The 23,185-nt window shown below is 59.4% G+C and carries 24 protein-coding genes; 17 read left to right on the top strand and 7 right to left on the bottom strand.

Annotated elements, in window-relative coordinates; translation table 11 throughout:
* Window positions 1-57: 57 nt before the first annotated feature.
* From M2367_RS17180 to M2367_RS17160, 5 genes are all read left to right on the top strand, one after another.
* Window positions 58-1,221 (top strand): phosphoglycerate kinase, encoded by a 1,164-nt coding sequence (locus tag M2367_RS17180; protein WP_259237354.1) that lies wholly within the window; start codon window positions 58-60, stop codon window positions 1,219-1,221.
* 114 nt (window positions 1,222-1,335) lie between these two features.
* On the top strand, window positions 1,336-2,415 hold the full coding sequence (gene fbaA / locus M2367_RS17175; protein ID WP_042041977.1) for a class II fructose-bisphosphate aldolase: 1,080 nt from the start codon (window positions 1,336-1,338) through the stop codon (window positions 2,413-2,415).
* Between the two features lie 170 nt (window positions 2,416-2,585).
* Window positions 2,586-3,878 (top strand): FAD-binding oxidoreductase, encoded by a 1,293-nt coding sequence (locus M2367_RS17170; protein WP_224431245.1) that lies wholly within the window; start codon window positions 2,586-2,588, stop codon window positions 3,876-3,878.
* Window positions 3,879-4,119: 241 nt separating this feature from the next.
* Window positions 4,120-4,818, top strand: a complete 699-nt coding sequence (locus M2367_RS17165) for a hypothetical protein (RefSeq protein ID WP_259237353.1) — start codon at window positions 4,120-4,122, stop codon at window positions 4,816-4,818.
* Window positions 4,819-4,830: 12 nt separating this feature from the next.
* Window positions 4,831-5,208 (top strand): hypothetical protein, encoded by a 378-nt coding sequence (locus M2367_RS17160; RefSeq protein WP_042041974.1) that lies wholly within the window; start codon window positions 4,831-4,833, stop codon window positions 5,206-5,208.
* A 44-nt stretch (window positions 5,209-5,252) separates the two neighbouring features.
* Here M2367_RS17160 and M2367_RS17155 read toward each other — a convergent pair whose 3' ends face one another.
* From M2367_RS17155 to cutA, 3 genes are all read right to left on the bottom strand, one after another.
* Window positions 5,253-5,663, bottom strand: a complete 411-nt coding sequence (locus M2367_RS17155; protein WP_042041973.1) for a hypothetical protein — start codon at window positions 5,661-5,663, stop codon at window positions 5,253-5,255.
* 264 nt (window positions 5,664-5,927) lie between these two features.
* Window positions 5,928-7,703: a protein-disulfide reductase DsbD gene (locus M2367_RS17150; protein ID WP_259237352.1), complete on the bottom strand. Its 1,776-nt coding sequence runs from the start codon at window positions 7,701-7,703 to the stop codon at window positions 5,928-5,930.
* The gene (cutA, locus tag M2367_RS17145; RefSeq protein ID WP_224431241.1) at window positions 7,700-8,017 is read right to left on the bottom strand and encodes a divalent-cation tolerance protein CutA; all 318 of its coding nucleotides are present in this window, start codon (window positions 8,015-8,017) and stop codon (window positions 7,700-7,702) included. The genes M2367_RS17150 and cutA overlap by 4 nt, the downstream gene beginning before the upstream one ends.
* A 201-nt stretch (window positions 8,018-8,218) precedes the next feature.
* Here cutA and M2367_RS17140 point away from each other — a divergent pair, with 201 nt between their 5' ends.
* On the top strand, window positions 8,219-8,560 hold the full coding sequence (locus M2367_RS17140; protein WP_224431240.1) for a hypothetical protein: 342 nt from the start codon (window positions 8,219-8,221) through the stop codon (window positions 8,558-8,560).
* Window positions 8,561-8,726: 166 nt separating this feature from the next.
* On the opposite strand, the gene M2367_RS17135 is transcribed toward M2367_RS17140, so the two are convergent.
* Window positions 8,727-9,158: a PACE efflux transporter gene (locus M2367_RS17135; RefSeq protein WP_042041998.1), complete on the bottom strand. Its 432-nt coding sequence runs from the start codon at window positions 9,156-9,158 to the stop codon at window positions 8,727-8,729.
* A gap of 155 nt (window positions 9,159-9,313) precedes the next feature.
* Here M2367_RS17135 and M2367_RS17130 point away from each other — a divergent pair, with 155 nt between their 5' ends.
* Window positions 9,314-10,207, top strand: a complete 894-nt coding sequence (locus M2367_RS17130) for a LysR family transcriptional regulator (protein WP_259237351.1) — start codon at window positions 9,314-9,316, stop codon at window positions 10,205-10,207.
* Between the two features lie 108 nt (window positions 10,208-10,315).
* On the opposite strand, the gene M2367_RS17125 is transcribed toward M2367_RS17130, so the two are convergent.
* Both M2367_RS17125 and ygfZ read right to left on the bottom strand, forming a co-directional pair.
* On the bottom strand, window positions 10,316-12,040 hold the full coding sequence (locus M2367_RS17125) for an ABC transporter ATP-binding protein/permease (RefSeq protein ID WP_259237350.1): 1,725 nt from the start codon (window positions 12,038-12,040) through the stop codon (window positions 10,316-10,318).
* Between the two features lie 294 nt (window positions 12,041-12,334).
* Window positions 12,335-13,282, bottom strand: coding sequence for a tRNA-modifying protein YgfZ (ygfZ, locus tag M2367_RS17120; RefSeq protein WP_259237349.1), 948 nt, complete (start codon window positions 13,280-13,282; stop codon window positions 12,335-12,337).
* A 76-nt stretch (window positions 13,283-13,358) separates the two neighbouring features.
* Here ygfZ and M2367_RS17115 point away from each other — a divergent pair, with 76 nt between their 5' ends.
* The gene (locus M2367_RS17115) at window positions 13,359-13,628 is read left to right on the top strand and encodes a succinate dehydrogenase assembly factor 2 (protein ID WP_259237348.1); all 270 of its coding nucleotides are present in this window, start codon (window positions 13,359-13,361) and stop codon (window positions 13,626-13,628) included.
* Window positions 13,629-13,641: 13 nt separating this feature from the next.
* A complete protein-coding gene (locus tag M2367_RS17110) occupies window positions 13,642-14,025 on the top strand; it encodes a protein YgfX (RefSeq protein WP_259237366.1) in 384 nt (127 codons plus the stop codon).
* A 101-nt stretch (window positions 14,026-14,126) separates the two neighbouring features.
* Here M2367_RS17110 and nadB read toward each other — a convergent pair whose 3' ends face one another.
* Window positions 14,127-15,734 (bottom strand): L-aspartate oxidase, encoded by a 1,608-nt coding sequence (gene nadB, locus M2367_RS17105; RefSeq protein WP_259237347.1) that lies wholly within the window; start codon window positions 15,732-15,734, stop codon window positions 14,127-14,129.
* Between the two features lie 182 nt (window positions 15,735-15,916).
* On the opposite strand from nadB, the gene rpoE reads away from it, so the two are divergent.
* The 8 genes from rpoE to era all read left to right on the top strand — a co-directional run bounded on the left by rpoE (window position 15,917) and on the right by era (window position 23,183).
* The gene (rpoE, locus tag M2367_RS17100; RefSeq protein WP_005898862.1) at window positions 15,917-16,498 is read left to right on the top strand and encodes an RNA polymerase sigma factor RpoE; all 582 of its coding nucleotides are present in this window, start codon (window positions 15,917-15,919) and stop codon (window positions 16,496-16,498) included.
* 22 nt (window positions 16,499-16,520) lie between these two features.
* Entirely contained in the window at window positions 16,521-17,102 is a 582-nt protein-coding gene (locus tag M2367_RS17095) for a sigma-E factor negative regulatory protein (protein ID WP_259237346.1), read from the top strand.
* Window positions 17,103-17,143: 41 nt separating this feature from the next.
* The gene (locus M2367_RS17090; RefSeq protein ID WP_042042965.1) at window positions 17,144-18,124 is read left to right on the top strand and encodes a MucB/RseB C-terminal domain-containing protein; all 981 of its coding nucleotides are present in this window, start codon (window positions 17,144-17,146) and stop codon (window positions 18,122-18,124) included.
* 60 nt (window positions 18,125-18,184) lie between these two features.
* Window positions 18,185-18,646 (top strand): SoxR reducing system RseC family protein, encoded by a 462-nt coding sequence (locus M2367_RS17085; protein ID WP_224433041.1) that lies wholly within the window; start codon window positions 18,185-18,187, stop codon window positions 18,644-18,646.
* A gap of 116 nt (window positions 18,647-18,762) precedes the next feature.
* Window positions 18,763-20,556 (top strand): translation elongation factor 4, encoded by a 1,794-nt coding sequence (lepA, locus tag M2367_RS17080; RefSeq protein ID WP_224431233.1) that lies wholly within the window; start codon window positions 18,763-18,765, stop codon window positions 20,554-20,556.
* Window positions 20,557-20,559: 3 nt separating this feature from the next.
* Window positions 20,560-21,483, top strand: a complete 924-nt coding sequence (gene lepB, locus M2367_RS17075; protein WP_259237345.1) for a signal peptidase I — start codon at window positions 20,560-20,562, stop codon at window positions 21,481-21,483.
* 2 nt (window positions 21,484-21,485) lie between these two features.
* Window positions 21,486-22,157, top strand: a complete 672-nt coding sequence (gene rnc, locus M2367_RS17070) for a ribonuclease III (RefSeq protein WP_042043031.1) — start codon at window positions 21,486-21,488, stop codon at window positions 22,155-22,157.
* A gap of 120 nt (window positions 22,158-22,277) precedes the next feature.
* Window positions 22,278-23,183 carry a GTPase Era gene (era, locus tag M2367_RS17065; RefSeq protein WP_224431232.1) on the top strand — a complete coding sequence of 302 codons (906 nt, stop codon included), beginning with the start codon at window positions 22,278-22,280 and terminating at the stop codon, window positions 23,181-23,183.
* The last annotated feature ends 2 nt before the right edge of the window (window positions 23,184-23,185 follow it).

Here is a 23,185-nt window from a genome sequence, read left to right as displayed (position 1 = left end):
TGCACCGGGCGCAAGGTTACTGTTTTTAACATTACCTGAAAATATAGAGGACTGAATATGTCTGTTATCAAGATGACTGACCTGGATCTGGCGGGTAAACGCGTACTGATCCGTGCTGACCTTAACGTGCCGGTAAAAGATGGCAAGGTCACTTCCGATGCACGGATCAAAGCGACGCTGCCGACCATCAAGCTGGCTCTGGAAAAGGGCGCCAAGCTGATGATCACCTCCCACCTGGGTCGTCCGACCGAGGGTGAATACAACGAAGAATTCTCCCTGGCCCCGGTCGTTGACTATCTGAAAGACGCACTCTCCTGCAAAGTGACCCTGGCGAAAGATTACCTGGATGGTGTAGACGTTGCCGCCGGTGAGCTGGTTGTGCTGGAAAACTGCCGCTTCAACAAAGGCGAGAAGAAGAACACCGAAGAGCTGGCCAAAAAATACGCTGCCCTGTGTGACGTCTTTGTAATGGATGCATTCGGTACTGCTCACCGTGCCGAAGGTTCTACCTACGGTGTGGCTCAATTTGCTCCGGTAGCCTGTGCAGGTCCGCTGCTGGCCGGTGAACTGGAAGCCCTGGGCAAGGCCATGCTCAAGCCCGAGCGCCCCATGGTTGCCATCGTGGGCGGCTCCAAGGTCTCCACCAAGCTGACCGTGCTGGAATCTCTCTCCAAGATCGCTGACCAGCTGGTGGTCGGTGGTGGCATCGCCAACACCTTCATCGCCGCTGCCGGTCACAACGTCGGCAAGTCCCTGTGCGAACACGACCTGCTCGACACCGCCAAGAAACTGGCCGCCGAGACCAACATTCCGGTGACCACCGACGTGGTCGTGGGCACCGAGTTCGCAGAAAACACCCCGGCGACCATCAAGTCCGTTAGCGATGTGACCGACAGTGACATGATCTTCGACATCGGCCCTGACTCCGCCAAGGCCCTGGCCGACATCATCATGAATGCCAAGACCATTCTGTGGAACGGCCCGGTCGGTGTGTTCGAGTTCGACCAGTTCTCTGAAGGCACCAAGGTGATCGCCGAAGCCATCGCTGCTTCCCCTGCCTTCTCCATCGCTGGCGGTGGTGACACCCTGGCGGCTATCGACAAGTTCGGCATCGCCGACAAAGTCTCCTACATCTCCACCGGCGGCGGCGCCTTCCTGGAGTTTGTAGAGGGCAAGGTACTGCCGGCAGTGGCCATGCTGGAACAGCGCGCCAAAGCCTAATTGACCCGAGACGGGGGGCAAAAGCCTCCCGTTTCGTTTATCATATGGCCGCTGCGGCGGTTCGTGATAAACCCCCACTTTTTATTAACGGCATACGAGAACAGGACGATTAACATGTCTAAGAAAATTTTCGACTTCGTAAAACCCGGCGTGATCACTGGTGATGACGTTCAGAAAGTGTTCGCTATCGCTAAAGAGAACGGCTTCGCTCTGCCGGCTGTTAACTGTGTCGGTACCGACTCCGTCAACGCCGTACTGGAAGCTGCCGCCAAGGTGAAGGCTCCGGTCATCGTTCAGTTCTCCAACGGCGGCGCCGTGTTCACCGCCGGTAAGGGCCTGAAGCTGGAAGGCCAGCAAGTTGCCGTTCTGGGTGCCATCTCCGGTGCCAAGCATGTGCACGCTGTTGCCGAAGCTTACGGCGTGCCGGTTATCCTGCACACCGACCACGCTGCCAAGAAGCTGCTGCCCTGGATCGACGGCCTGCTGGACGCCGGTGAGAAGCACTTCGCCGAGACCGGCAAGCCGCTGTTCTCCTCCCACATGCTGGACTTGTCCGAAGAGCCGCTGGAAGAGAACATCGACATCTGCTGCGAGTACCTGACTCGCATGGCCAAGATGAACATGACCCTGGAGCTGGAACTGGGCTGCACCGGCGGTGAAGAAGATGGCGTGGACAACAGCCACCTGGATCAATCTTCCCTGTACACCCAGCCGGAAGACGTGGCTTACGCCTACGAGCGTCTGTCCAAGATCAGCCCCCGTTTCACCATCGCTGCCTCCTTCGGCAACGTACACGGTGTTTACAAGCCGGGTAACGTCAAGCTGACCCCGTCCATCCTGGACGCTTCCCAGAAATTCGTTTCCGAGAAGTTTGGTCTGCCTGCCAAGTCCCTGGACTTCGTATTCCACGGTGGTTCAGGTTCTACCCTGGAAGAGATCCGCGAATCCATCTCCTACGGTGTGGTCAAGATGAACATCGACACCGACACCCAGTGGGCTACCTGGGAAGGTGTGTTGGACTTCTACAAGGCGAACGAAGCCTACCTGCAAGCCCAGCTGGGCAACCCGGAAGGTGCTGACAAGCCGAACAAGAAGTTCTACGATCCGCGCGTCTGGGTACGTGCCGGTCAGACTTCCATGATCGCTCGTCTGGAGAAAGCCTTCTCCGACCTGAACGCCATCGACGTACTGTAATTCTCGGTACTCGATTGCTGACCAAGGCGCCCCCAGGGGCGCCTTTTGCATTTCTGTGACTCGCCAAGGGTTTTCCGGTGGTGGATAGGCTGGATTGCCGACCCCCCTGTGGGTATTCTCTGCTAACGGTTGTTTATTTTAGTAAACATACATGGGCAGGATGCTGACTTATGAGTACAGGGAATCAGGAACACGCGGCCTCATACTATGCGGCGACACGCAATGACCTTTCGAGCTGGCCCGAGCTATCCGGTGAGCTGGAGGCGGATGTCTGCATCATAGGCGGCGGCTTCACCGGCCTTAACACCGCCATCAATCTGGCGGAGGCGGGCTACAAGGTCGTCTTGCTCGAGGCCAACCGCATCGGCTGGGGAGCGTCGGGTCGCAACGGTGGTCAGCTGATCCGCGGCATAGGCCACGACACCAGCCAGTTCACCCGTCATATCGGTGAGCAGGGGGTGCGCGATCTGGATCTGATGGGGCTGGAGGCGGTGCAGCTAGTGCGCGAACGCATAGAACGCTTCAACATCGACTGCGATCTGCAGTGGGGTTACTGCGATCTGGCCACCAAGGCGCGCCATCTGCGTGACTTTGAGGAGGAGGCCGAGCATCTGACCAGCCTCGGCTACCGGCATGAGGTAAGGCTGGTGCCGCGGGAGGAGATGCATACCGTGGTGGGATCGGATCGCTATATCGGTGGCATGATCGATATGGGATCGGGGCACCTGCATCCCCTCAATCTGGCCCTCGGCGAGGCGCGCGCCGCCGCCAGCCTGGGCGTCGCCCTGTTCGAGCACTCCCGGGTGACTCACATCGACTATGGCAGCACAGTGAGCGTCACCACTGCCCATGGTCGATGCCGCGCCAAATACCTGGTGCTGGGCTGCAACGCCTATCTCAATGATCTGGATGCCGAGATTGGGGGGCGGGTGCTGCCCGCCGGTTCTTACATATTGGCGACCCAGGTGCTGGAGAGGCGGTTGCGCCAGCGCTTGCTGCCGCAGAACATGGCGGTCTGCGATCAGAATGTGGCCCTCGATTACTACCGGCTATCGGCGGATGGGCGCCTGCTGTTTGGGGGGGCCTGCAACTACTCGGGAAAAGATCCCAAAGATATCAAGGCCTTCATGTTGCCCAAACTGCTACGGGTCTTTCCCGAGCTGGCGGGCACCGCCATCGAGTTTCAGTGGGGGGGGATGATAGGCATAGGTGCCAACCGCTTGCCGCAGATTGGCCGGCTATCGGCCCATGACAATGTCTTCTATGCCCAGGCTTATTCGGGGCATGGCCTCAATGCGACCCACATGGCCGCCAAGCTGGTAGCCGAGGCGATTGCCGGGCAGAGTCGAGGGTTCGATCTGTTCAGCAGCGTCCCCCACATGAGCTTCCCAGGTGGCCCTGCCCTGCGCTCCCCCTTGCTGGCGCTCGGGATGTTGTGGCACCGCATGAAAGATCTGCTGTGATCCTTTCCTGATCATATTGGGGGAGCCTGGTTCCCCCAGACATAAATCCATTAGATATCAACTTCCTGTCGCTTGCCTTCCGATAAAGCCTGATGAGTTACGAACGAAACCGTATCTGTCGGCTATAGTGAGCATCTGCTCGCCTCAAGGTGGATTCGTTTGGTGCGGCAGAATAGCAAGAGCGTCAAGGCCATCAAGGGCCTGAGATGCTCAAGGAGATTACGGGATATAAGGAAATAATATGTTTAGTCCAAGACGACTCAGGTTTGATAATCTCATGCTGGATCAACATGGTCTGTCCAGCGCACCTCCCCCCACTGATTCGCTGTTCTGGCGATTGTGGCAGCCCTGCATTCCCATAGCCGAAAAAACGCTGAACACGCCCTTCATGTCAGGTATAAAGTCGGCCAGCCTGGATCCTGTTACTTATGGCGGGTTTAATGTGAGCGATGCCTATTATTGCTTCAATGGCGCCCAGAGTTATCTGGCTGCCGAGAGCCGTACCAGTGATGAGGTGTTGAAATTTTTCCTGCTGGAGAAATATAAAAGATACCAAGCCTATAATGAGGCGTTCCCGACCATCTGGCATATTCGTGATGCCAATGGGGTAGTCCCGACGACGGCCTGTCGTGACTATGCCCAGTTTGAATCGGATACCGCCTCCCATGCCGATCCTATCTACACCCTCATCATGATGATCCCCTGTGAATATCTCTGGTATTGGCTCGCCAATCAGTTGATGCCGCCTTCCCCTGGCAACCTGTATGCGCCCTGGATCACGGGTAACAACAGCGCGTCTGGTGCTTATGCCATGGGGAATTTTCTGGATCAATATCAGAAAGAGCATCCGGGAGCCATAGATGAGGACAAGGCAATGAGCATCTATAGCACCGCTATGAACTTCGAGTGGAAAAACTTTTTATCAGCGACTCAACCTTAAGGAAGAACTATCATGGCGAATAAAACATTTAATATTGACTCATTCCCAGCCGGTTATTATATGTCCTGGTTTGTCACCACTCAGGCCGCCTTTTTAATAAAGGCGAAATTATATGATGGTAATAAAGTTTATTTCGATAAGCAGAAGCAGAGTGTGGATATTAATCCTCCGCTGGCTCAGGGAGCTGATTTCGTCCAGGGAGGGCAAGTCAAACTGTCGATAGATATAGCTCAGTCAGTCAAATTGAGTAGCAGCATCAACACTTATAACATCACGACCAATGATGGCACTGTCATCGGTTATGGCTATAACATCTCCATCGAAGATCAAGATGATGATGACTATAACGATGTCGCCATCTCTCTGGTTGCGTGGAAAAACAAGGGATAGATAAATAGCGGGGAAGGTTTGCATGACCTTCCCCATCAACATTATCAGGCGGGTTCTGCCAGGCGCCAGCCTTGTTCCGTCTTGAGCATCCATACCTGGGTCTGTTGCGCCACGACCTGGCCCGCCTCAAAGTTGCCGTATTTACGCTCCAGCTCCATCAGCGCCATTTCCTGTTGATAGGGGCCAACCCTGTCGTAGACCAGATCCTCGTCCTGCAATACTTGCAGTTGATCCAGCCCCTGCTTGAAATGAAGCTGATAACTGACCCTGATCAGATAAACCCCATCCTGGGTCTCACTCTGGTCCAGCACCTGAAAGTCACTCATGTCAAACAGCTTGGCATCGCTACCAGTCAGCAGCTGGGCCCTGACCTGGCGCTCTATCTCGTCGACCCCGGGTCCCGAGCTGCAGGCAAACAGCCAGAGGGCTAACAGGGGGATGAACCACTTTTTCATCAAAACTCCGGACGACCGAGACGGGAAAGGGCAAATTTTGCCACGGTGCCGGGCATATACAAGGGATGACCAGAAAAATCAGGGGTTATCGGCCAGATCCCACCCTGGGTGGCGACAAATCCCTCTGATCCTCAGCCGGGCTTCAATGACACCGGGGATGCTTTTCCTCTGGCTGCGTGTGAGCACGCTAGCTTGAAAAGGGATTGCCCCGCATAGGAATCACTTTCTCCCCTTGGCGAAGGTGTGGCGTCTACCGGGTGGATATCAACGCAGCTTGTCGAGCCGGCCGAGAAACTCGTTGGGCCCCATAAAGCCGGTTACCCGCTGGCCACTTTGCTCGTTGCCTTCAGGGTCGAAGAAGATCAGGGTCGGCAGCCCAAGCACCTTCAGCTCATTGAGCAGGGTGACGTCGTCGTCATCATTGGCGGTGACATCGGCCTGCAGCAATACCATCTGATCGAAACGCGCACGCACGGCGGGATCGCTGAACGTCTTGTGCTCGAACTCCTTGCAGGCTACACACCAGTCGGCGTAGAGATCCAGCATGACCGGTGTGCCACGGGCGGCGGCCAGCTGCTGCTGCAGATCCTGCACCGTCTTGATCCGCACAAACTGAGGCGCCTTGGCCTCGACTTGCGCGATGGGGGGCGGTAGCAGGGTCTCCTTGACCATGAACACGCTGGTTATCATGGCCAGCAGTATGAGAAAACCGCGCAGGCTCTTGCCGATACCGTGGGGGGAGCCCTGATTGTGATGATAGAGATAGCCGCACAGGGCCAGTCCCCAGCCGAGCCAGACCAGGGTGGTGGCCTGCTCGCTCCACAGCCGTGACAGTAACAGCACGGGCACCGCCAGCAGCGCAAACCCGAAGAGCTGTTTGATGAGATCCATCCAGGCGCCAGCCCTGGGCAACAGCTTGCCCCCCGAGGTGCCGAGCAGCATCAGTGGCAGGCCCATCCCTAGCGACAGTGCATAGAGCGCCGCGCCGCCAAGCCAGAGATCGCCACTCTGGGCCACATAGATGAGCGCCCCCGAGAGCGGCGCCGTGGTGCAGGGGGAGCAGACCAGGCCGGAGATCATCCCCATGATGGCGACCCCGGGCACTGAGCCGCCCTGCTGGCGGTTTGACATGCCACTCAACCGGGTCTGCAGGCTGCTGGGCAGCTGCAGGTTATAGAGGCCGAACATGGAGAGCGCCAGCAGCACGAACATGACGGAGAGGCCGATCAGCACATAGGGGTGCTGGAGCGCGGCCTGGAATTTCAATCCCGCAGAGGCCACCACCAGGCCGAGCAGGGTGTAGGTGACCGCCATGCCCTGCACATAAACCAGAGAGAGCAGGAAGGCGCGTCGGGTCGACAGCCGCTCTCCTGCCCCGGCGATGATGCCGGTCAGAATGGGGTACATGGGGAAGACGCAGGGGGTGAAGGCGAGCCCCAGCCCGAGCACGAAGAAGGCGGCGATGCTGAGCCAGAATCCCTGACTGCCAAGCGCCGCGGCCAGTCTGTCTTGCTGGCTGGTGGGGCCATCAACGTCTGACTGGCTCTCGCCGGGATCCGCCGTCGCGGCGTGGGCCGCCAGGGGTGTCAGCGTGATGACCTTGTCCGTGGGCGGGTAGCAGAGGCCCTCGGTACAGCCTTGATAGCTGATGTGCAGGCGGCCCTGTTCGTCGACCTGGGTCAGCCGCAGTGGTATCTCCACTTGCTGGTAGTAAACTTCTGTTTTACCGAAAAAATCATCCTCATGATCCGTGCCAGGGGGCAGTGCGGGGCTATCGAAGCTGGCATGCTCTCCCTTGAAAGTGAAGCGGTGGCGGTAGAGGTAGTAACCTTCGGCTATCTGCAGACGTACCGTCAGCCGCTCACCATCTTGCACGGCATCGAGCACGAAGGCCTGATCGACCTTGAGGAAGTGGGGGGTCTGCTGCCCCAGTCCCAGAGAGTCGAGCAGATCATTGCTGGCCTGGGCTTGAGCCTGGGAGAGGGGGGCAATCAGGCTGAAAATCAGCAGCAAGTAACGCAGCAAGATAGTGCCCATCATGAGGTTTCCGCTGTCAGCCAGGCGAGATAAGGCCCATGGCCAGCGCTGATGGGCAGCATCAGCAGCTCGGGGATCTCATAGGGATGCAGGGTCAGGATCGCCTGCTCTATCTCGGCAAAGAGGGGGGCTCGGGACTTGATGATGAGCTGGATCTCGCTTGCCCGCTCTATCTTGCCCTGCCAGCGGTAGACGGAGCTCACCGGTGCCAACTGATTGATACAGGCCGCGAGGCGGCGCTCGAGCAGCTGCTCGCTGATGAGGTCGGCGCTCGCTTGACTCGGGCAGGTACAGAGCAGCAGCATGGCATCTGTCATGGAATAAGGGTCTCCGGAGATGGGGTCGACAAGGGGTCCGCGACCCCGCTTCTGGGGGTTACTATACCCAGAAGCGGCCCAAATAGCACAGCATGGCCCCCCGCTCGTGAGAGGGGAAAATAAGAGTGTTTGGCGGGATAGACGCTCCTGAGCGGACAGGGCAAAATGAGCTGGCCTGTTCCCCTAGACGTAAGGAAATGTATGACCCAACAGAATGAGCAGCAGAGAACTCGCATGTTGAGCCTGCTGCGCGACGGCGAGCGTCGGATGTTGACCCAGTTGTCGGGCCTGCTGCGCAGTTGTGCAGACGAGATCAATGCCGAACTGGACAAGGAGGAACTGCAGGAGATCCTGGAGCAACCCATCACGGTCGAATACCTGAGCGGTGTGGTCCAGCATCATCTGTTCGAGCGGCTGCACAAGGGAGACATGGCGGCGGCCCAGCGCATGTTGAGTCAATATCAGCAAGATATCGAAGCCATGCTCAGGAAAGAGCAGACGGTCGAAGAGCAAGAGGCGCCCCTGGTCAACGCACCGGCCTGAGCCGCCCCTGGCTTGCAATGGGGGCGGTCCTGTCACCGGTGGCAACCCGGACCCCAGCGCAATCCATCACTCACTCTGCGGGACCCTTGGCACTGATTTGCCGGTGGGCGGGGAATGAGTAACAAGGTCCACCTCAGGGTGGACCTTTTGCATGGCGATGACAGGCTCAGGCGTGTTGCGTGACCTGAGTCGGGATGGGGAAGACCTTGTCATAGAGCAGGTTGTAGACGAAGGCATAGACCAGGTAGAAGACCACGAAGCCAAGATCCAGCACCAGAGCCTCCAGCAGGCTGATCTCCAGCCACCAGGCCATGGCGGGCAGGGCCACGATCAGCAGACCCCCCTCGAAGCCGATGGCATGCCCCACCCGCTGCCAGAGCGTCTTGTGGGTATGACCCTGCCGCTGTTGCAGCAAGCGATCAAATCCCAGGTTGTAGACATAGTTCCAGACGGTGGCCAGCACAGAGAAGAACAGGGCCAGTGGTCCCATGTGGCTCAAGGCTACCCCGGTCACCCAGCTGGCGAGGGGGGCGGCGATCAGCAGGCCAATCAATTCAAAGCCGATGGCGTGGCGCAGACGATCACGGGAGTTACGCATGTCTATCTCTCTCTTCAAACAGGTTTCATGGAAAGCATGGAGGTCAATCTATCGCTTAATTGCCGGGTATTCACGTTGGTATCTATCTCTTTAATAGATACATATGGCCTATACTGCCGCTCATCAAGCCCACTCCCATGACAAGGCATTCGCTCATGAATCTCTCCCTGGAGCAGCTCAGGACCCTGTTGGCCGCCGCCGACAGTGGCTCCTTTTCGGCCGCGGCCCGCCAGCTTGGCAAGGCACAATCGGTGGTGAGCAGCGCCATCGCCAATCTGGAGGCCGATCTTGATCTCGGCTTGTTCGATCGCAGTGGTCGCTATCCACAGCTGACTCCGGCGGGGGAGCGCATCGTGGCCCAGGCCAGGGCGGTGCTCGCCAGCAGCGAGCAGTTGCAAGCCGTGGCCCTTGAGCTGCATGGGGGGGTGGAGTCGCGGCTGACCCTGGCCATCGATGATGACTCCCAGCTCTCCTGGGTGGCCGAGGTGCTGAGTCGCTTTGCCGAGCGCTTCCCCGCCATCGAGCTGGAGCTGCTGTTTCCCATGCTCGAGGATCTCACTCACCTGCTGCGGGAGGGGCGGGCCCAGCTTGGCATCAGCTACGAGCGCCTGCAGCCGAGTCCTGAGCTGGAATTTCATGCCCTGGGGCGGCTCGCCATGCCCATAGTGGCGGCCCCCACTCACCCTCTGGTGACCTTGGCCAAGGTGGGGCTCGATCATCTCAGGCTGGAGCGCCAGTTGATGGTGACGGGTCAGCGGGGGGGCGGGGAGCGGGAGCGCTTTCGCTTCTCGCCGAATGTCTGGTGGGTGGAGGGGGACTGGGGCCTGCTCGAGCTCACCAAGCGCGGCCTTGGCTGGGGATCCGTGCCCCAATATCTGTTGCAGGGGCCCCTGGCCCGGGGGGAGGTGGTGCTCTTGCCGGTGGACTTCCTCGCGCAGCAGAGCCTGGGGTTGGAGCTGCTGTGGCGCCGGGACAGATCCCTGGGGCCCGCTGGCCGCTGGCTCAAGGATGCCCTGGTGAGCCATGCCCGTCAGGTGTTCCGGGACTGAAGGCGGCGTAAAGCCTCGGCCTTGATTGCTGTTGCCCGACAGCGAGGCAGCTCCAAGGGATCGGGGCAGCCTCTGTCATATTTCCCCGTATGACAAGCCCGGGGGCGGCTAAGCGGGTAGCGGCACCGCCACCAGGCTAACAGCGCCCGCTGAGTCAGGGCGGCAGTCGAGATGACGGCCATGCAGGGGCAGCAAGCTGGATCTGTGCGCCACGCTGACGAGGGTGGTATCCGGCAGCCGGGTCAGCAGCAGCCGATAGATCTTGCTCTCGGCGGCCTCATCCAGGGCGCTGCTGGCCTCATCGAGGAACAGCATGCGTGGTTTGTGCAGCAGGGCACGGCCCAGGGAGATCTTCTGCTGCTCTCCCGGCGAGAGGCGTAGCTGCCAATCCTGCACCTGGTCGAGCTCGGGGAGCAGAGGGGCGAGCAGGCAGAGCTCCATCACCTGGCCTATCTCCTCATCGCCATAGGCACCCTCGGGCTCCGGATAGCAGAGTGCCGCGCGCAGGGAGCCTTGCGGCAGATAGGGGCGCTGGGGCAGGAAGAAGCACTCATGGGCACTCAGGGTGGAGACCTCGCCTCTGGCATGGGGCCAGAGGCCGGCGATGGCGCGCAGCAGGGTCGATTTACCGCAGCCCGAGGGGCCGCTCAGCAGCAGATGCTCACCCCGTTGCAGCACCAGGTTATCAAGATGCAGCAACGGCATGCCGGTCGGCGTCTCGAGAAGGAGGCCCTGGATCCGTAATGGCCGTTCGAGGTCCCGATCCGGCGTCAGTTGCAAAAGACTGGGCGCCGGTTGGCTGATGGCCTGTTCGAACTGACCGAGGCGGTTGAGGCAGGCCTTCCAGCTCGCCAGCTGATCGAAGGCGCCGATAAACCAGGAGAGGGCACCCTGTACCTGGCCAAAGGCGGAGGCGGTCTGCATCAGCCCCCCCAGACTTATCTGTTTGGCGAAATAGTGGGGAGCGGCCACCAGAATGGGGAATATGGTGGCGAACTGGCTGTAGAAGGTGCTGGCCATGTTGAGTCGCTTGCTGAGCCCCATGATGGAGAACCAGTTATCCCGCACCGAGTGAAACTCCCGATTGAGCCGCTGCTTCTCGAACCCCTCCCCCCGTTGCAGGGCGATGGCGTCGGCATGCTGGCGCACCCTGATGAGCCCGAAGCGAAAGTTGGCCTCCCTCTGTTGTTGCTGGACGTTGAGCCCGACCAAGGGGCGGCCGAAGCGCCAGATGACCCAGGAGCCAACGAGGGCATAGCCCAGCGCGAACCAGACCATGTAGCCCGGGATGCTCAGGGTCTGGCCCATGAGGGCAAACGTCAGGCTGCCCCCTATGCCCCAGAGGATATGCACGAAGGAGAAGAGGGTGACCAGGCTGGAGAGCAGTCCCAATCCCAGGGAGAGGGCGCCATCGGTGAGAGAGCCCAGATCGTCGGCGATACGCTGATCCGGGTTATCCAGTTCGGCGCTGCGCTCCAGATGCAGGAAGCTGTGCTGCGCCAGCCAGCGATCCAGATAGTGGCTGGTCATCCATAGGCGCCAGCGCATTTGCAGGCCCTGGGTGAGATAGATCTTGTAGACGGCGACCAGAATAAAGGCGATGGCCAGGGCGGCAAAGTGCCAGAGCTGGGTCTTGAAGGTGGCGAAGTCGTGGCGTTCAAGGGCGTTGTAGAAGAGGTTGTTCCAGCTGTTGAACCTGACGTTGAGGTACACCATGGTGAGGGTGAGCCCTATGATGGCCCCAAGTTGGGCGAGGGCGTGCCAGCGTTGTTCGGAGCGCCAGTAAGGGGTGAGCAGGCGCCAACTGGTGGCCCAGGAAGAGGTCTTGTTCATGTCGTCACCTTGTGCAGAGAGGGAGGTGTGAAAGCGGGTTTCGATATGGTTTGGAGTGAGGGCCGGGTCACATGGTTCAGGCGAGAATTAATTGCCGCTGAGTTGCAGGGCATGGAGGGCAGGCGAGGCGTGCAGAGGGAGTGTGTGTTAGGGGCAGTCTATGAGCCACCCTGGACGAGCGTCCTTTGCGGGCCCGGTGGTGAGTCCATCAAAGGATCGGTCGGGGCGGGCTGGGCGGCGGTCAGCCAGTAAAAAGGCCCGCTGAGGGGCCTTGGCAAGCGAGAGGGGGGCCGCTTAATCTTCCAGCGAGTAGGGCAGGGGCTGAAGGTGGAGGCGTGAGCCTTCTTCCTGCTTGAGGCGATAGACGGCGTCGGCCTCGGTATCCTTGGGCAGCACGGCGGTGAGCCAGACTCGGCCATCCTGCTGCCAGGCATTGAGCACCAGGCCGCCACGGCGCCAGTTCTCGCCCAGTTGCAGCTCCAGGGTGTCGCCGCTCGCCACAGGGGCTGTCGCCTCACCGGCCAGCACGAACAGAGAGCGATTGCTGGCACCGCGATACTTGGCGCGGGCCACCGTCTCCTGACCCATGTAGCAACCCTTGGTGAAGCTGATGCCGCCCAGGGCCTGCAGGTTGATCATCTGGGGAATGTACTCCCCCTGATGCACCGCCTCCAGATGGGGAATACCCGCCAGGATATCCAGCGCCCACCAGAGGGCGGGTTCGCCCTCGGGCAAGGTCAGGGCGGGATCCTGCTCGCACACCAGCAGCCAGCGATCGGTGGCGACCCGCACCGCCATGCCCTGGGGGATGAGGCCGGTCTCGCCGAGGCCGAACTGGCTGGCTACCCAGCCATCTGTGCCCGTGCCTGCGATGGCCAGACTTGTCCAGTCGCTCTGCTGGATATCGACCTTGGCGAACACGGCAAATTTCTTCAGCTCCGGCAGCTGGCGCGCCAGCAGAGATCGTTTGGTTTGCAGCAGCAGGCTGTCGGTCAGGCAGTAGAGGCGAAAATCCCCCCACAGCTTGCCCTTGGCATCGCAATGGCCACCCAGGCTACTCTGCCCCGGCGCCAGGGCGCTGACATCACAGGTGACCTGACCTTGCAGGTACTTGACTCTGTCCTCGCCCGTCAGGCGGACAACAGCGTAATCGGTCAGGGAGAATTGGGTTGGCTCGGCCGGGAAAACAGGGGGTTGCAGGCTCACGATCGCATTCCTGAGACAAAAGTATGTGACCTGCATGGTAAAGACGTAAGGAATGTTTGTCAGCCGGAAAATCCTGCTGTTACCATCCACGGGTCTTTGTAAGGAGAGTGCCATGTTGAGCCCTATCGAGAAATCCCGCCTGAAGTGGGCCTGCCGTCGCGGTATGCTCGAGCTGGATGTGATCTTTATGCCGTTTTTTGAACACGAGTTCGACAGCCTGAGCGAGCCCGATCAGCTGACCTTCATCCGCCTGCTGGAGAGCGATGACCCGGATCTGTTCAAGTGGTGCATGGGCCATGGGACACCGGAGGATCCGGCCTTTGCCGCCATGATCCCGCTGATCCTCCGGCGCAATCAGGCCCGTCACGACGCCCAGCGCTGAGGCCTGAGTGCAGATCCCCGTGACCGTCTCCCGGCGCCAGCAGCTCTGTCTGCTGGCGCTGTTTTTATTGCTGCTCTGGCCCGTCTCGTCGCTGATCCAGGGCGGATTATGGGGGCTGTTTCTGCCGTGCTGGCTGCTGGGGTTGGGGTTGGCACAGCGTCAGGCCCATCAAACCCAGGGAGCCTTGCGGTGGGAGGGGGAGTGGCTCCATTGGCAGGGGCAGCGTTACCGGATTGGGCCGCGCAGCTGCATCTTGCCCGGTGCCCTTTGGCTACAGATACTGGGAGAGCGGGGTGGGCAGGCTCGCCTCTGGCTGTTCGCCGATGCCCTAGCCCCCGAGCACTACCGTGCCCTGGCCCGGGCCGTGCACCTCCATCCAGGGCGCAAGGGGCAGTAGGGAGAGGAGGGGCTGTCAGCCTGGTTATCGAGGCACAGAGGGTGGCCGCTCTCCCATCACAACAGACCCCGCACTCGGCGGGGTCTGTTGTGATGGCGGGGTCAATCCCTGTCCGGGGTCAACACGGTTGGCTTGGGGTTGGGCTTCAAATCAGGGAAGTCCAGGTTGTAGTGCAGGCCGCGGGACTCTTTGCGCTGCATGGCGCAGTTGACGATGAGTTCGGCTACTTGCAGCAGGTTGCGCAGCTCCAGCAGGTTGTTGGAGACCCGGAAGTTGGCGTAGTACTCCTGCACCTCCTGCTTGAGCATGTCGATGCGGCGCTTGGCCCGCTCGAGCCGCTTGTTGGTGCGCACTATGCCCACATAGTCCCACATCATCAGCCGCAGCTCGTGCCAGTTGTGCTGGATAACCACCTGCTCGTCGGAATTGTCCACCAGACTCTCATCCCAGGCAGGCAGGCTCGGTGGCTCCACGCTCATCGGCAGTTTGGCCAGGATGTCGGCGCCCGCCTGGTGGGCATAGACCACGCATTCGAGCAGGGAGTTGGAGGCCATGCGGTTGGCACCGTGCAGCCCGGTGTAGGTCACTTCGCCGATGGCATAGAGACCGGGAATGTCGGTCTGGCCATTGTTGTCTATCATGACGCCACCACAGGTGTAGTGGGCGGCAGGGACGATGGGCATCGGCTCTTTGGTGATGTCGATGCCGACCGCGAGGCAGCGATCAAAGATGGTCGGGAAGTGCTTGATGATGAAATCCGCCGGCTTGTGGCTGATGTCCAGATACATGCAGTCTGCGCCCAGGCGTTTCATTTCATGGTCGATGGCGCGGGCGACGATGTCCCGCGGTGCCAATTCGGCCCGCTCGTCGAAATCCTCCATGAAACGGCTGCCGTCCGGGCGGCGCAGATAGGCGCCTTCGCCACGCAGTGCTTCGGTCAGCAGGAAGTTCGGATCGTCCGGATGGAACAGGCTGGTGGGGTGGAACTGGTTGAACTCCAGATTCGCGACCCGGCAGCCGGCGCGCCAGGCCATGGCGATGCCATCCCCCGAGCTCACATCCGGGTTGGAGGTATATTGGTAGACCTTGGAGGCGCCCCCCGTGGCCAGGGCCACGAAGCGGGCGCGGATCACCTCGACCTGTTCGGCGTTGCGGTTCCAGACGTAGGCACCCAGCACCTTGTTGCCCGGCAGGCCCAGCTTGCGGGTGGTGATGAGATCGACCGCATTGAAGCGCTCCATCAGCTGGATATTGGGATGAGCCCGTACCTGATCGACTAGGGTGGTCTGCACCGCCTTGCCGGTGGCATCGGCGGCATGGAAGATGCGGCGATGGCTATGGCCCCCTTCCCGGGTCAGGTGATAGTGGGACTCGCCGTGGTCATCTTCTTCCTGATCGAAGGGGACGCCCTGCTGGATCAGCCACTGGATGGAGTCGCGGGCATGGCGGGCGGTGAACTCGACGACACTCGGGTCACACAGGCCTGCGCCTGCGTTGAGGGTGTCACTGACGTGGGACTCGATGCTGTCGGTTTCGTCAAACACGGCAGCGATGCCTCCTTGCGCATAGAGAGTGGCCCCCTCACTGATGGGCCCCTTGCTCAGAACCAGGACTCTTGCCTGATCAGCCAATCGCAGCGCGAGAGACAAACCGGCGGCACCGCTGCCAATGATGAGAACGTCGCAAAGGTATTCAACACTTGCTTTCATAAGTATCATTGGCCTGGATAAAGAACTGGCACCATGGTAGCCCAAGCAAGGGTAACGGTGCAGCACGCATCACTTTTTTTTCAACTAAAGCGAACTTTCTCTGATTCTCCCTGTCTGAACTTGTGCGCTTAGGAAGGGCCGGAAAAGAAAAACGATAACCTTAATGGGGGTCTTACGGCCTGATGAGCGACCAGAATTTACTGGACGAACAACTGGTTGAGCGAGTCCAACGTGGCGATAAAAACGCGTTCAACCTGTTGGTAAAGAAATACCAACACAAGGTGGTCAACCTGGTAGCCAGGTATGTCAATAATCCGGGCGATGTGCCGGATGTAGCGCAAGAGGCGTTTATCAAAGCCTATCGGGCGCTGCCGACATTCCGTGGCGAGAGTGCCTTCTACACCTGGTTGTACCGAATTGCCGTCAATACGGCCAAGAATTACATCACCTCCCAAGGGCGCAGGCCGCCCAGCAGTGACGTGGAGGCTGACGAGGCAGAATACTACGCTGGTGGAGAAGCCCTGCAAGAGGTCGCCACCCCGGAGAATCTGGCACTGACCGACGAGATAAAACGGACAGTGTTTGCCGCCATAGAGGCGCTGCCTGAGGACTTGAGGACAGCTATCACCCTTCGTGAATTGGAAGGGCTGAGCTATGAAGAGATTGCAGAAATCATGGATTGTCCTGTGGGTACGGTGAGATCCCGCATCTTCAGGGCGAGGGACGCAATCGATAAAAAGCTGAAACCTCTGACTGAGAATTAAACTGGGGAAGACAGGTTAACTTATGGCAAATAAACAGCAAATCTCGGCCCTGATGGATGGTGACCTGAGTGATGTACAGGAACTCGACTTCTTGGCGATGGATGCCGAGTCGCGGGATACCTGGAGCCGTTACCATCTGATCGGTGATGCCATGCGGGGAGATCTGCCGCTCAATCTGCAGCTGGATCTCAGCGACAAGATAGCCTTGGCACTCGATGAGGAGCCAACCATATTGGCTCCGATCGCGGCACCTGTTCAGCCTGTGCGGCAACCCGGTCGCGTCATTCCCTTCCTGCGCCGTGCGGGCCAGCAATTTGGTCAATATGCCATTGCCGCCTCGGTCGCCGCTGCCGTCATCTTTGGGGTGCAGCAGTATCAGGGCCAGGATCCTGCCATGCAGACCAATCCTGTGCTGAACACCATACCCGTCGGCGGCAGTGCCGCACCGGTAAGCGTTCACTACGCCCAGGAGGGTGACCGAGCAAGTCGTCAGCAAACATTGAACGAGCAGCAGATGAATGAGCAGCGGGCGCGTATCAATGCCTTCCTGCGCGATCACCAGTTGCAGCAGCGCTTGTTGCAAGACAAGCAGGTTCAGGAATAAGGGCCTATCCGCCATCACCCTCTTCTCTCAGGAATGCTAACGTGCGCCAGTCCAGCCGTATCCTGCTGGCATCTGTCCTGCTGATTTGTGCCAAGGCCTCGGCCGACGAAATGTCGGCCGAGGCCTTGTTGCAGCAGATGCAGAGTGCCTCTACCCAACAGAATTTCGAACTCTCCATGGTCAAGGCGAGGCAGGGGCGGATCGAACCGCTCCGGATCAGCCACGCCATCATTGATGGCAAAGAGGTGGCTCATCTGAGCTATCTGGATGGCAAGGCGGTGGAGTACCTGCAGCGCCAAAATGAGTTCACCTTCTTCGAGAACACCCACGAACCCTATACCCTTAAAGGCGGTCGCTTCCCCGGTATCTGGTCCACCCTGGTCAGCATGCCGCTGGCGCGGGTGCTGGGTAGCTACGATCTGGTGGTCGCCGGTCGCAGCCGGGTGGCAGGTCGTGTCTCCCAAGTGATCCGCATGGTGCCCAAGGAAGCGGACAAGTACGGCTTCGTGCTCTGGCTCGATGAAGAGAGCCACTTGCTGCTGCGTGCCGACATGATCGACAAGGAGGGTAACCTGGTCGAGCAGGTGCTGGGAGTGGATCTCGATCTGATGACGACGCCATCCCCCTGGTTGGTGACCCTGGCCAGCAGCCAGCTGCCTCAGGCGTTGGCGTTGGAGGATGCCTATCCGGCCCCTCAGCAGACCCTGAACTGGCAGATCACCTGGTTGCCAGAGGGCTTCAAGGTACTCTCTCAGGACAAGCATCAGTTGGTGACCACCAGTACCCCGGTCGATTACATGATGCTCTCCGATGGTCTGGTCGATCTCTCCGTTTACGTGGTCCGGGTCGATCCCAAGCAGGCGGTGCGTCAGCAACTCATCCGCCAGGGGGCAACCTCTCTGGTGAGTTTCGTCAACGATGTCGGGGTCGAGATCACTGTGGTGGGTGAGGTTCCGGCTGATACCGCCAAGCGTATCGCCGAGTCGGTGCGCCCGCTGACCCGTAACGAGACAGTGCAGTAGGCGTGCTGATGACGTATGGTGGGCGGGATCAGAGAAGAGAGGACGTTAACCTTGGATGAGATGAGCGAAGAGGTGGCGACAGTGGTCGCCATTGACGAACAACACATCTGGGTTGAGTGCGAGCGGCGTTCCGCCTGCAGTGGCTGCCAGCAGCAGTCCAACTGCGGTACCGGGACGGTTGCCAAGGCCTTTCCCCAACGCCAGCAACGGATCCGGGTACCGAGAACCATGACGCTGGCGGTGGGTCAGCAGGTGCGGCTCGGCATCCCTCAGCAGAGTCTGCTGCGTGGTGCCGCCCTGGTGTATGTGTTGCCCCTGTTCTGTCTGCTCGTCGGTGCCTTGCTCGGCCAGCTTTGGTTGGCTCCCCTGCTTGAGGGAGGCGAGGGCATCACCATCCTCAGTTGCCTGGGGGGAGGTGCCCTGGGATTCCTGCTGGTTCGTTTTTATTCAAACCGTCTCGACCAGGGGGCTTACGGTCCCCGCATTTTGGGCGCGGTACTCACCACTCGCACCCTGTCATAACCATGTTGGCCAGCACCTGGCCTACCCGCCGACTAAAGATTGGCCGTTTAGCGGGTTATCCAGTAAAATCCTGCCTCCATATCCGGCCCTAACCTAATTTGAGTGATCCCTGCTCGATGAAATACATTCGTAACTTTTCGATTATTGCGCACATAGACCACGGTAAATCGACCCTGTCGGACCGTCTGATCCAGACTTGTGGCGGCCTGTCCGACCGTGAGATGCAGGCTCAGGTGCTTGACTCCATGGACCTGGAGCGCGAGCGCGGCATTACCATCAAAGCGCAGAGTGTGACCCTGAACTACCAGGCTCAAGACGGTAACACCTACCAGCTGAACTTTATCGACACCCCGGGTCACGTGGACTTCTCCTATGAGGTATCCCGCTCGCTGGCTGCCTGTGAAGGTGCACTGCTGGTGGTCGATGCCGGTCAGGGGGTTGAGGCACAGACTCTGGCCAACTGCTACACCGCCATGGAAATGGCGCTGGAAGTGGTGCCAGTGCTCAACAAGATAGACTTGCCTGCCGCCGAACCCGAGCGGGTCGCCGAAGAAATTGAAGATATCGTCGGCATCGACGCCATGGAAGCGGTGCGTTGCTCCGCCAAGACGGGTCTGGGTGTCGATCTGGTGCTGGAAGAGATCGTGGCCCGTATCCCGCCCCCCGAAGGAGATCCCGATGCCCCGCTGCAAGCGCTGATCATCGACTCCTGGTTCGACTCCTACTTGGGCGTGGTTTCTCTGGTGCGCGTCAAAAACGGCTCACTCAAGAAGAACGACAAGATCAAGGTGATGAGCACTGGACAGGTGTGGGGCGTGGATCGCATCGGCATCTTCACTCCCAAGCAAGTCGACACCCAAGGTCTGGGTTGCGGCGAGGTAGGTTGGGTGGTGTGCGGCATCAAGGACATCCACGGCGCCCCCGTCGGCGATACCCTGACCCAGGCCAAGAATGGTGCCGACAAGGCGCTGGCGGGCTTCAAGAAGGTCAAGCCGCAGGTTTATGCCGGTCTGTTCCCCATCTCCAGCGATGACTATGAGTCATTCCGTGATGCGCTCGACAAACTCTCCCTGAATGACGCCTCCCTGTTCTTCGAGCCAGAGAGCTCGACCGCGCTGGGCTTTGGCTTCCGCTGTGGCTTCCTTGGCATGTTGCACATGGAGATCATCCAGGAGCGCCTGGAGCGGGAATACGATCTGGAGCTGATCACCACTGCACCGACCGTAGTTTATGAGATTGAGCTCAACGATGGCTCGACCATCCACATCGACAGCCCGGCTGCGATGCCTGCCTTGAACAACATCAAGGAGATGCGCGAGCCTATCGCCGAGTGCAACATACTGCTGCCACAGGCGTACATGGGCAACGTCATCACCCTCTGTATCGAGAAGCGTGGCGTGCAGACCAACATGGTTTACCACGGTAACCAGGTGGCGCTGACCTATGACATCCCCATGGCGGAAGTGGTGCTCGACTTCTTCGACCGCCTCAAGTCTACCAGCCGTGGCTACGCCTCCCTGGATTACGGCTTCAAGCGCTTCGAAACCTCCGACATGGTGCGCCTCGACATCATGATCAACGGCGATCGCGTCGATGCTCTGGCCATCATCACCCACAAGGAGAACGCCCAGTATCGCGGTCGCCAGGTGGTGGAGAAGATGCGTGAGCTGATCCCGCGCCAGATGTTCGATATTGCCATTCAGGCCTCTATTGGCAGCCAGATCATCGCCCGCAGCACCGTCAAGGCCCTGCGCAAGGACGTGACCGCCAAGTGCTACGGTGGCGATGTGAGCCGGAAGAAGAAACTGCTGAACAAGCAGAAAGAAGGCAAGAAGCGGATGAAGTCCATCGGTCGTGTCGACGTGCCGCAAGAGGCCTTCCTCGCCATTCTCCACGTAGGAAAGGATTAATCGATGGCAAGTACGTTTTCCCTGATCCTGGTTATCGTCTGTGCGGTGACCGGCATTATCTGGTGTATCGACAAGCTGGTGTGGTCCAAGCAAAGGGCCGCCAAGATTGCCATGGCCCGTGCCCATGGCGGTGCAGGCCTGGATGAGAAGACCCTCGCCAAGGTGGCGCCGGTGCCGGTATGGATAGAGCAGACGGCGGGGATCTTCCCCGTCATCACCCTGGTGCTGATACTGCGCTCCTTCTTGTTCGAGCCGTTCCAGATCCCGTCGGGCTCCATGATGCCGACCCTGCTGGTGGGCGACTTCATCCTGGTGGAGAAGTTTGCCTACGGCCTCAAGGATCCGGTCAGCAACACCAAGTTCCTCGAAACCGGTGAACCGTCACGGGGCGATGTGGTGGTATTCAAGTATCCGCTGGATACCCGGATTGACTACATCAAGCGAGTGGTCGGCATGCCCGGCGATCGGGTCATCTATCGCAACAAGCAGATCATGATCCGTCCCAAGTGCGAGGAGCAGGCAGGGAAAACGTGCCCGGGTTTCAAGAAGCTCGATGTCAGCTTCGACCAGCGTGGGGAATTCAGCCAGATGGGTATCCCCCTGGATCGCTTTACCGAGCAGTTGGGTAGCGTGAGCCACGATACCCTGCGCAACCCCCTGATGCCGGATCTGGTGGATCGCTACTATCGCCAGCCCGGTACCTACCCGGATGAATGGGTCGTACCAGAGGGTCACTACTTCGTGATGGGCGATAACCGTGACAACAGTACCGACAGCCGTTTCTGGGGCTTCGTGCCCGAGCAGAATCTGGTCGGCAAGGCGGTTGCCATCTGGATCAGTTTCGAATTTGAGCGCGACGAGAGCTCCTGGCTGCCAAGCTGGGTGCCGACCGACGTGCGCTTCAACCGCATCGGCGGAATAAAGTAATGATGAATATCAAGATGAACAGACTGCAGTCCCGTCTCGGGCATGTCTTTTCGGACAAGGATATGTTGACCCGCGCCCTGACCCACAGAAGCGCAGGATCCCGCCACAACGAGCGTCTGGAGTTCCTCGGGGACTCCATCCTCAGCCTGGTGATTGCTGATGCGCTCTTCCACCGCTTCCCGCAAGCGGCGGAAGGGGATCTCAGCCGGATGCGTGCCACCCTGGTGCGCGAGAAGACCCTGGCCGAACTCGGCCGCGAGTTCGAGCTTGGGGATCACCTGATCCTGGGGCCGGGCGAGCTCAAGAGCGGCGGTTATCGTCGTGAATCCATCTTGGCCGATACGGTCGAGGCGATGATAGGCGCCGTCTATCTGGATACCGATCTCGAGGCGGTGCGGACCCTGTTGCTGAGCTGGTATGCCAGCCGCCTGGACGAGATAAAGCCGGGCATAGAGCAGAAGGATCCCAAGACCCGGCTGCAGGAAATTTTGCAGGGAAGCCGCAAATCCCTGCCGACCTACACTGTGACCAAGGTCAAGGGTGAGGCGCACAATCAGGAGTTCACCGTGCACTGTGAGGTGGATGGCCTGGATGAGCCACTTATTGGGGTCGGCACCAGCCGCCGCAAGGCCGAGCAGGCCGCGGCGCAGCAAGCACTGGAAAGACTGTCATGACTGCTATTGATGCAAGAGGCCGCGGTCTTTCAACACAGCAAGCACTGGAAAGACTGTCATGACTGCTATTGATGCAAGAGGCTGCGGTCATTCAACACAACAGGCACTGGAAAAACTGTCATGACGGATACAGATACCACTTACTGCGGCTTTGTCGCCATCGTGGGCCGCCCCAACGTGGGCAAGTCCACTCTGCTCAACAAGCTGCTTGGCCAGAAGGTGAGCATTACCTCGAAGAAACCCCAGACCACCCGTCACCGGATTTTGGGGATAGACACCGAGGACAACTATCAGACCATCTTTGTGGATACCCCGGGTCTGCACATCGAAGAGAAGCGGGCCATCAACCGGCTGATGAACCGTGCCGCCACCAGTTCTCTGGGGGACGTGGCCATGGTGGTGTTCATGGTCGACGGCACCCACTGGACCAAGGATGACGACATGGTGCTCGGCAAGCTGCGCCATCTGCCCTGTCCCGTGGTGCTGGCGGTCAACAAGATAGACAACGTCAAGGACAAGGAAGACCTGCTGCCCCACCTGGAGTGGCTCGGTCAGCAGATGAAGTTCTCCCATATCCTGCCCATCAGTGCCGAGAAGGGCACCAACGTGGAGAAGATCCGCGAGTGGGCCAAGGATCTGCTGCCGGAGAACGTGCACTTCTTCCCGGAAGATTACGTGACAGACCGTTCGTCCCGCTTCATGGCCTCCGAGATCATCCGTGAGAAGCTGATGCGCTTCACCGGTGAGGAGCTGCCCTACTCGGTGACCGTGGAGATAGAACGCTTCAAGGTCGAAGATAACGGTATCTACTACATCAATGGCGTGATCCTGGTGGAGCGCGATGGCCAGAAGAAGATGGTCATCGGCAACAAGGGTGAGCGGATCAAGACCATAGGCACAGAAGCGCGCATCGACATGGAACGCCTGTTCCAGAACAAGGTGCACCTGGAGCTGTGGGTCAAGGTCAAGTCGGGCTGGGCCGATGATGAGCGCGCCCTGCGCAGCCTTGGCTATGGTGATGATTAAGT

The sequence above is a fragment of the Aeromonas sp. BIGb0445 genome (assembly GCF_024809075.1).
Taxonomy (GTDB): domain Bacteria; phylum Pseudomonadota; class Gammaproteobacteria; order Enterobacterales; family Aeromonadaceae; genus Aeromonas; species Aeromonas rivuli.
The sequence above is the reverse complement of the archived record's forward strand: the minus strand, read 5'-3'. Positions and strand labels throughout refer to the sequence as shown.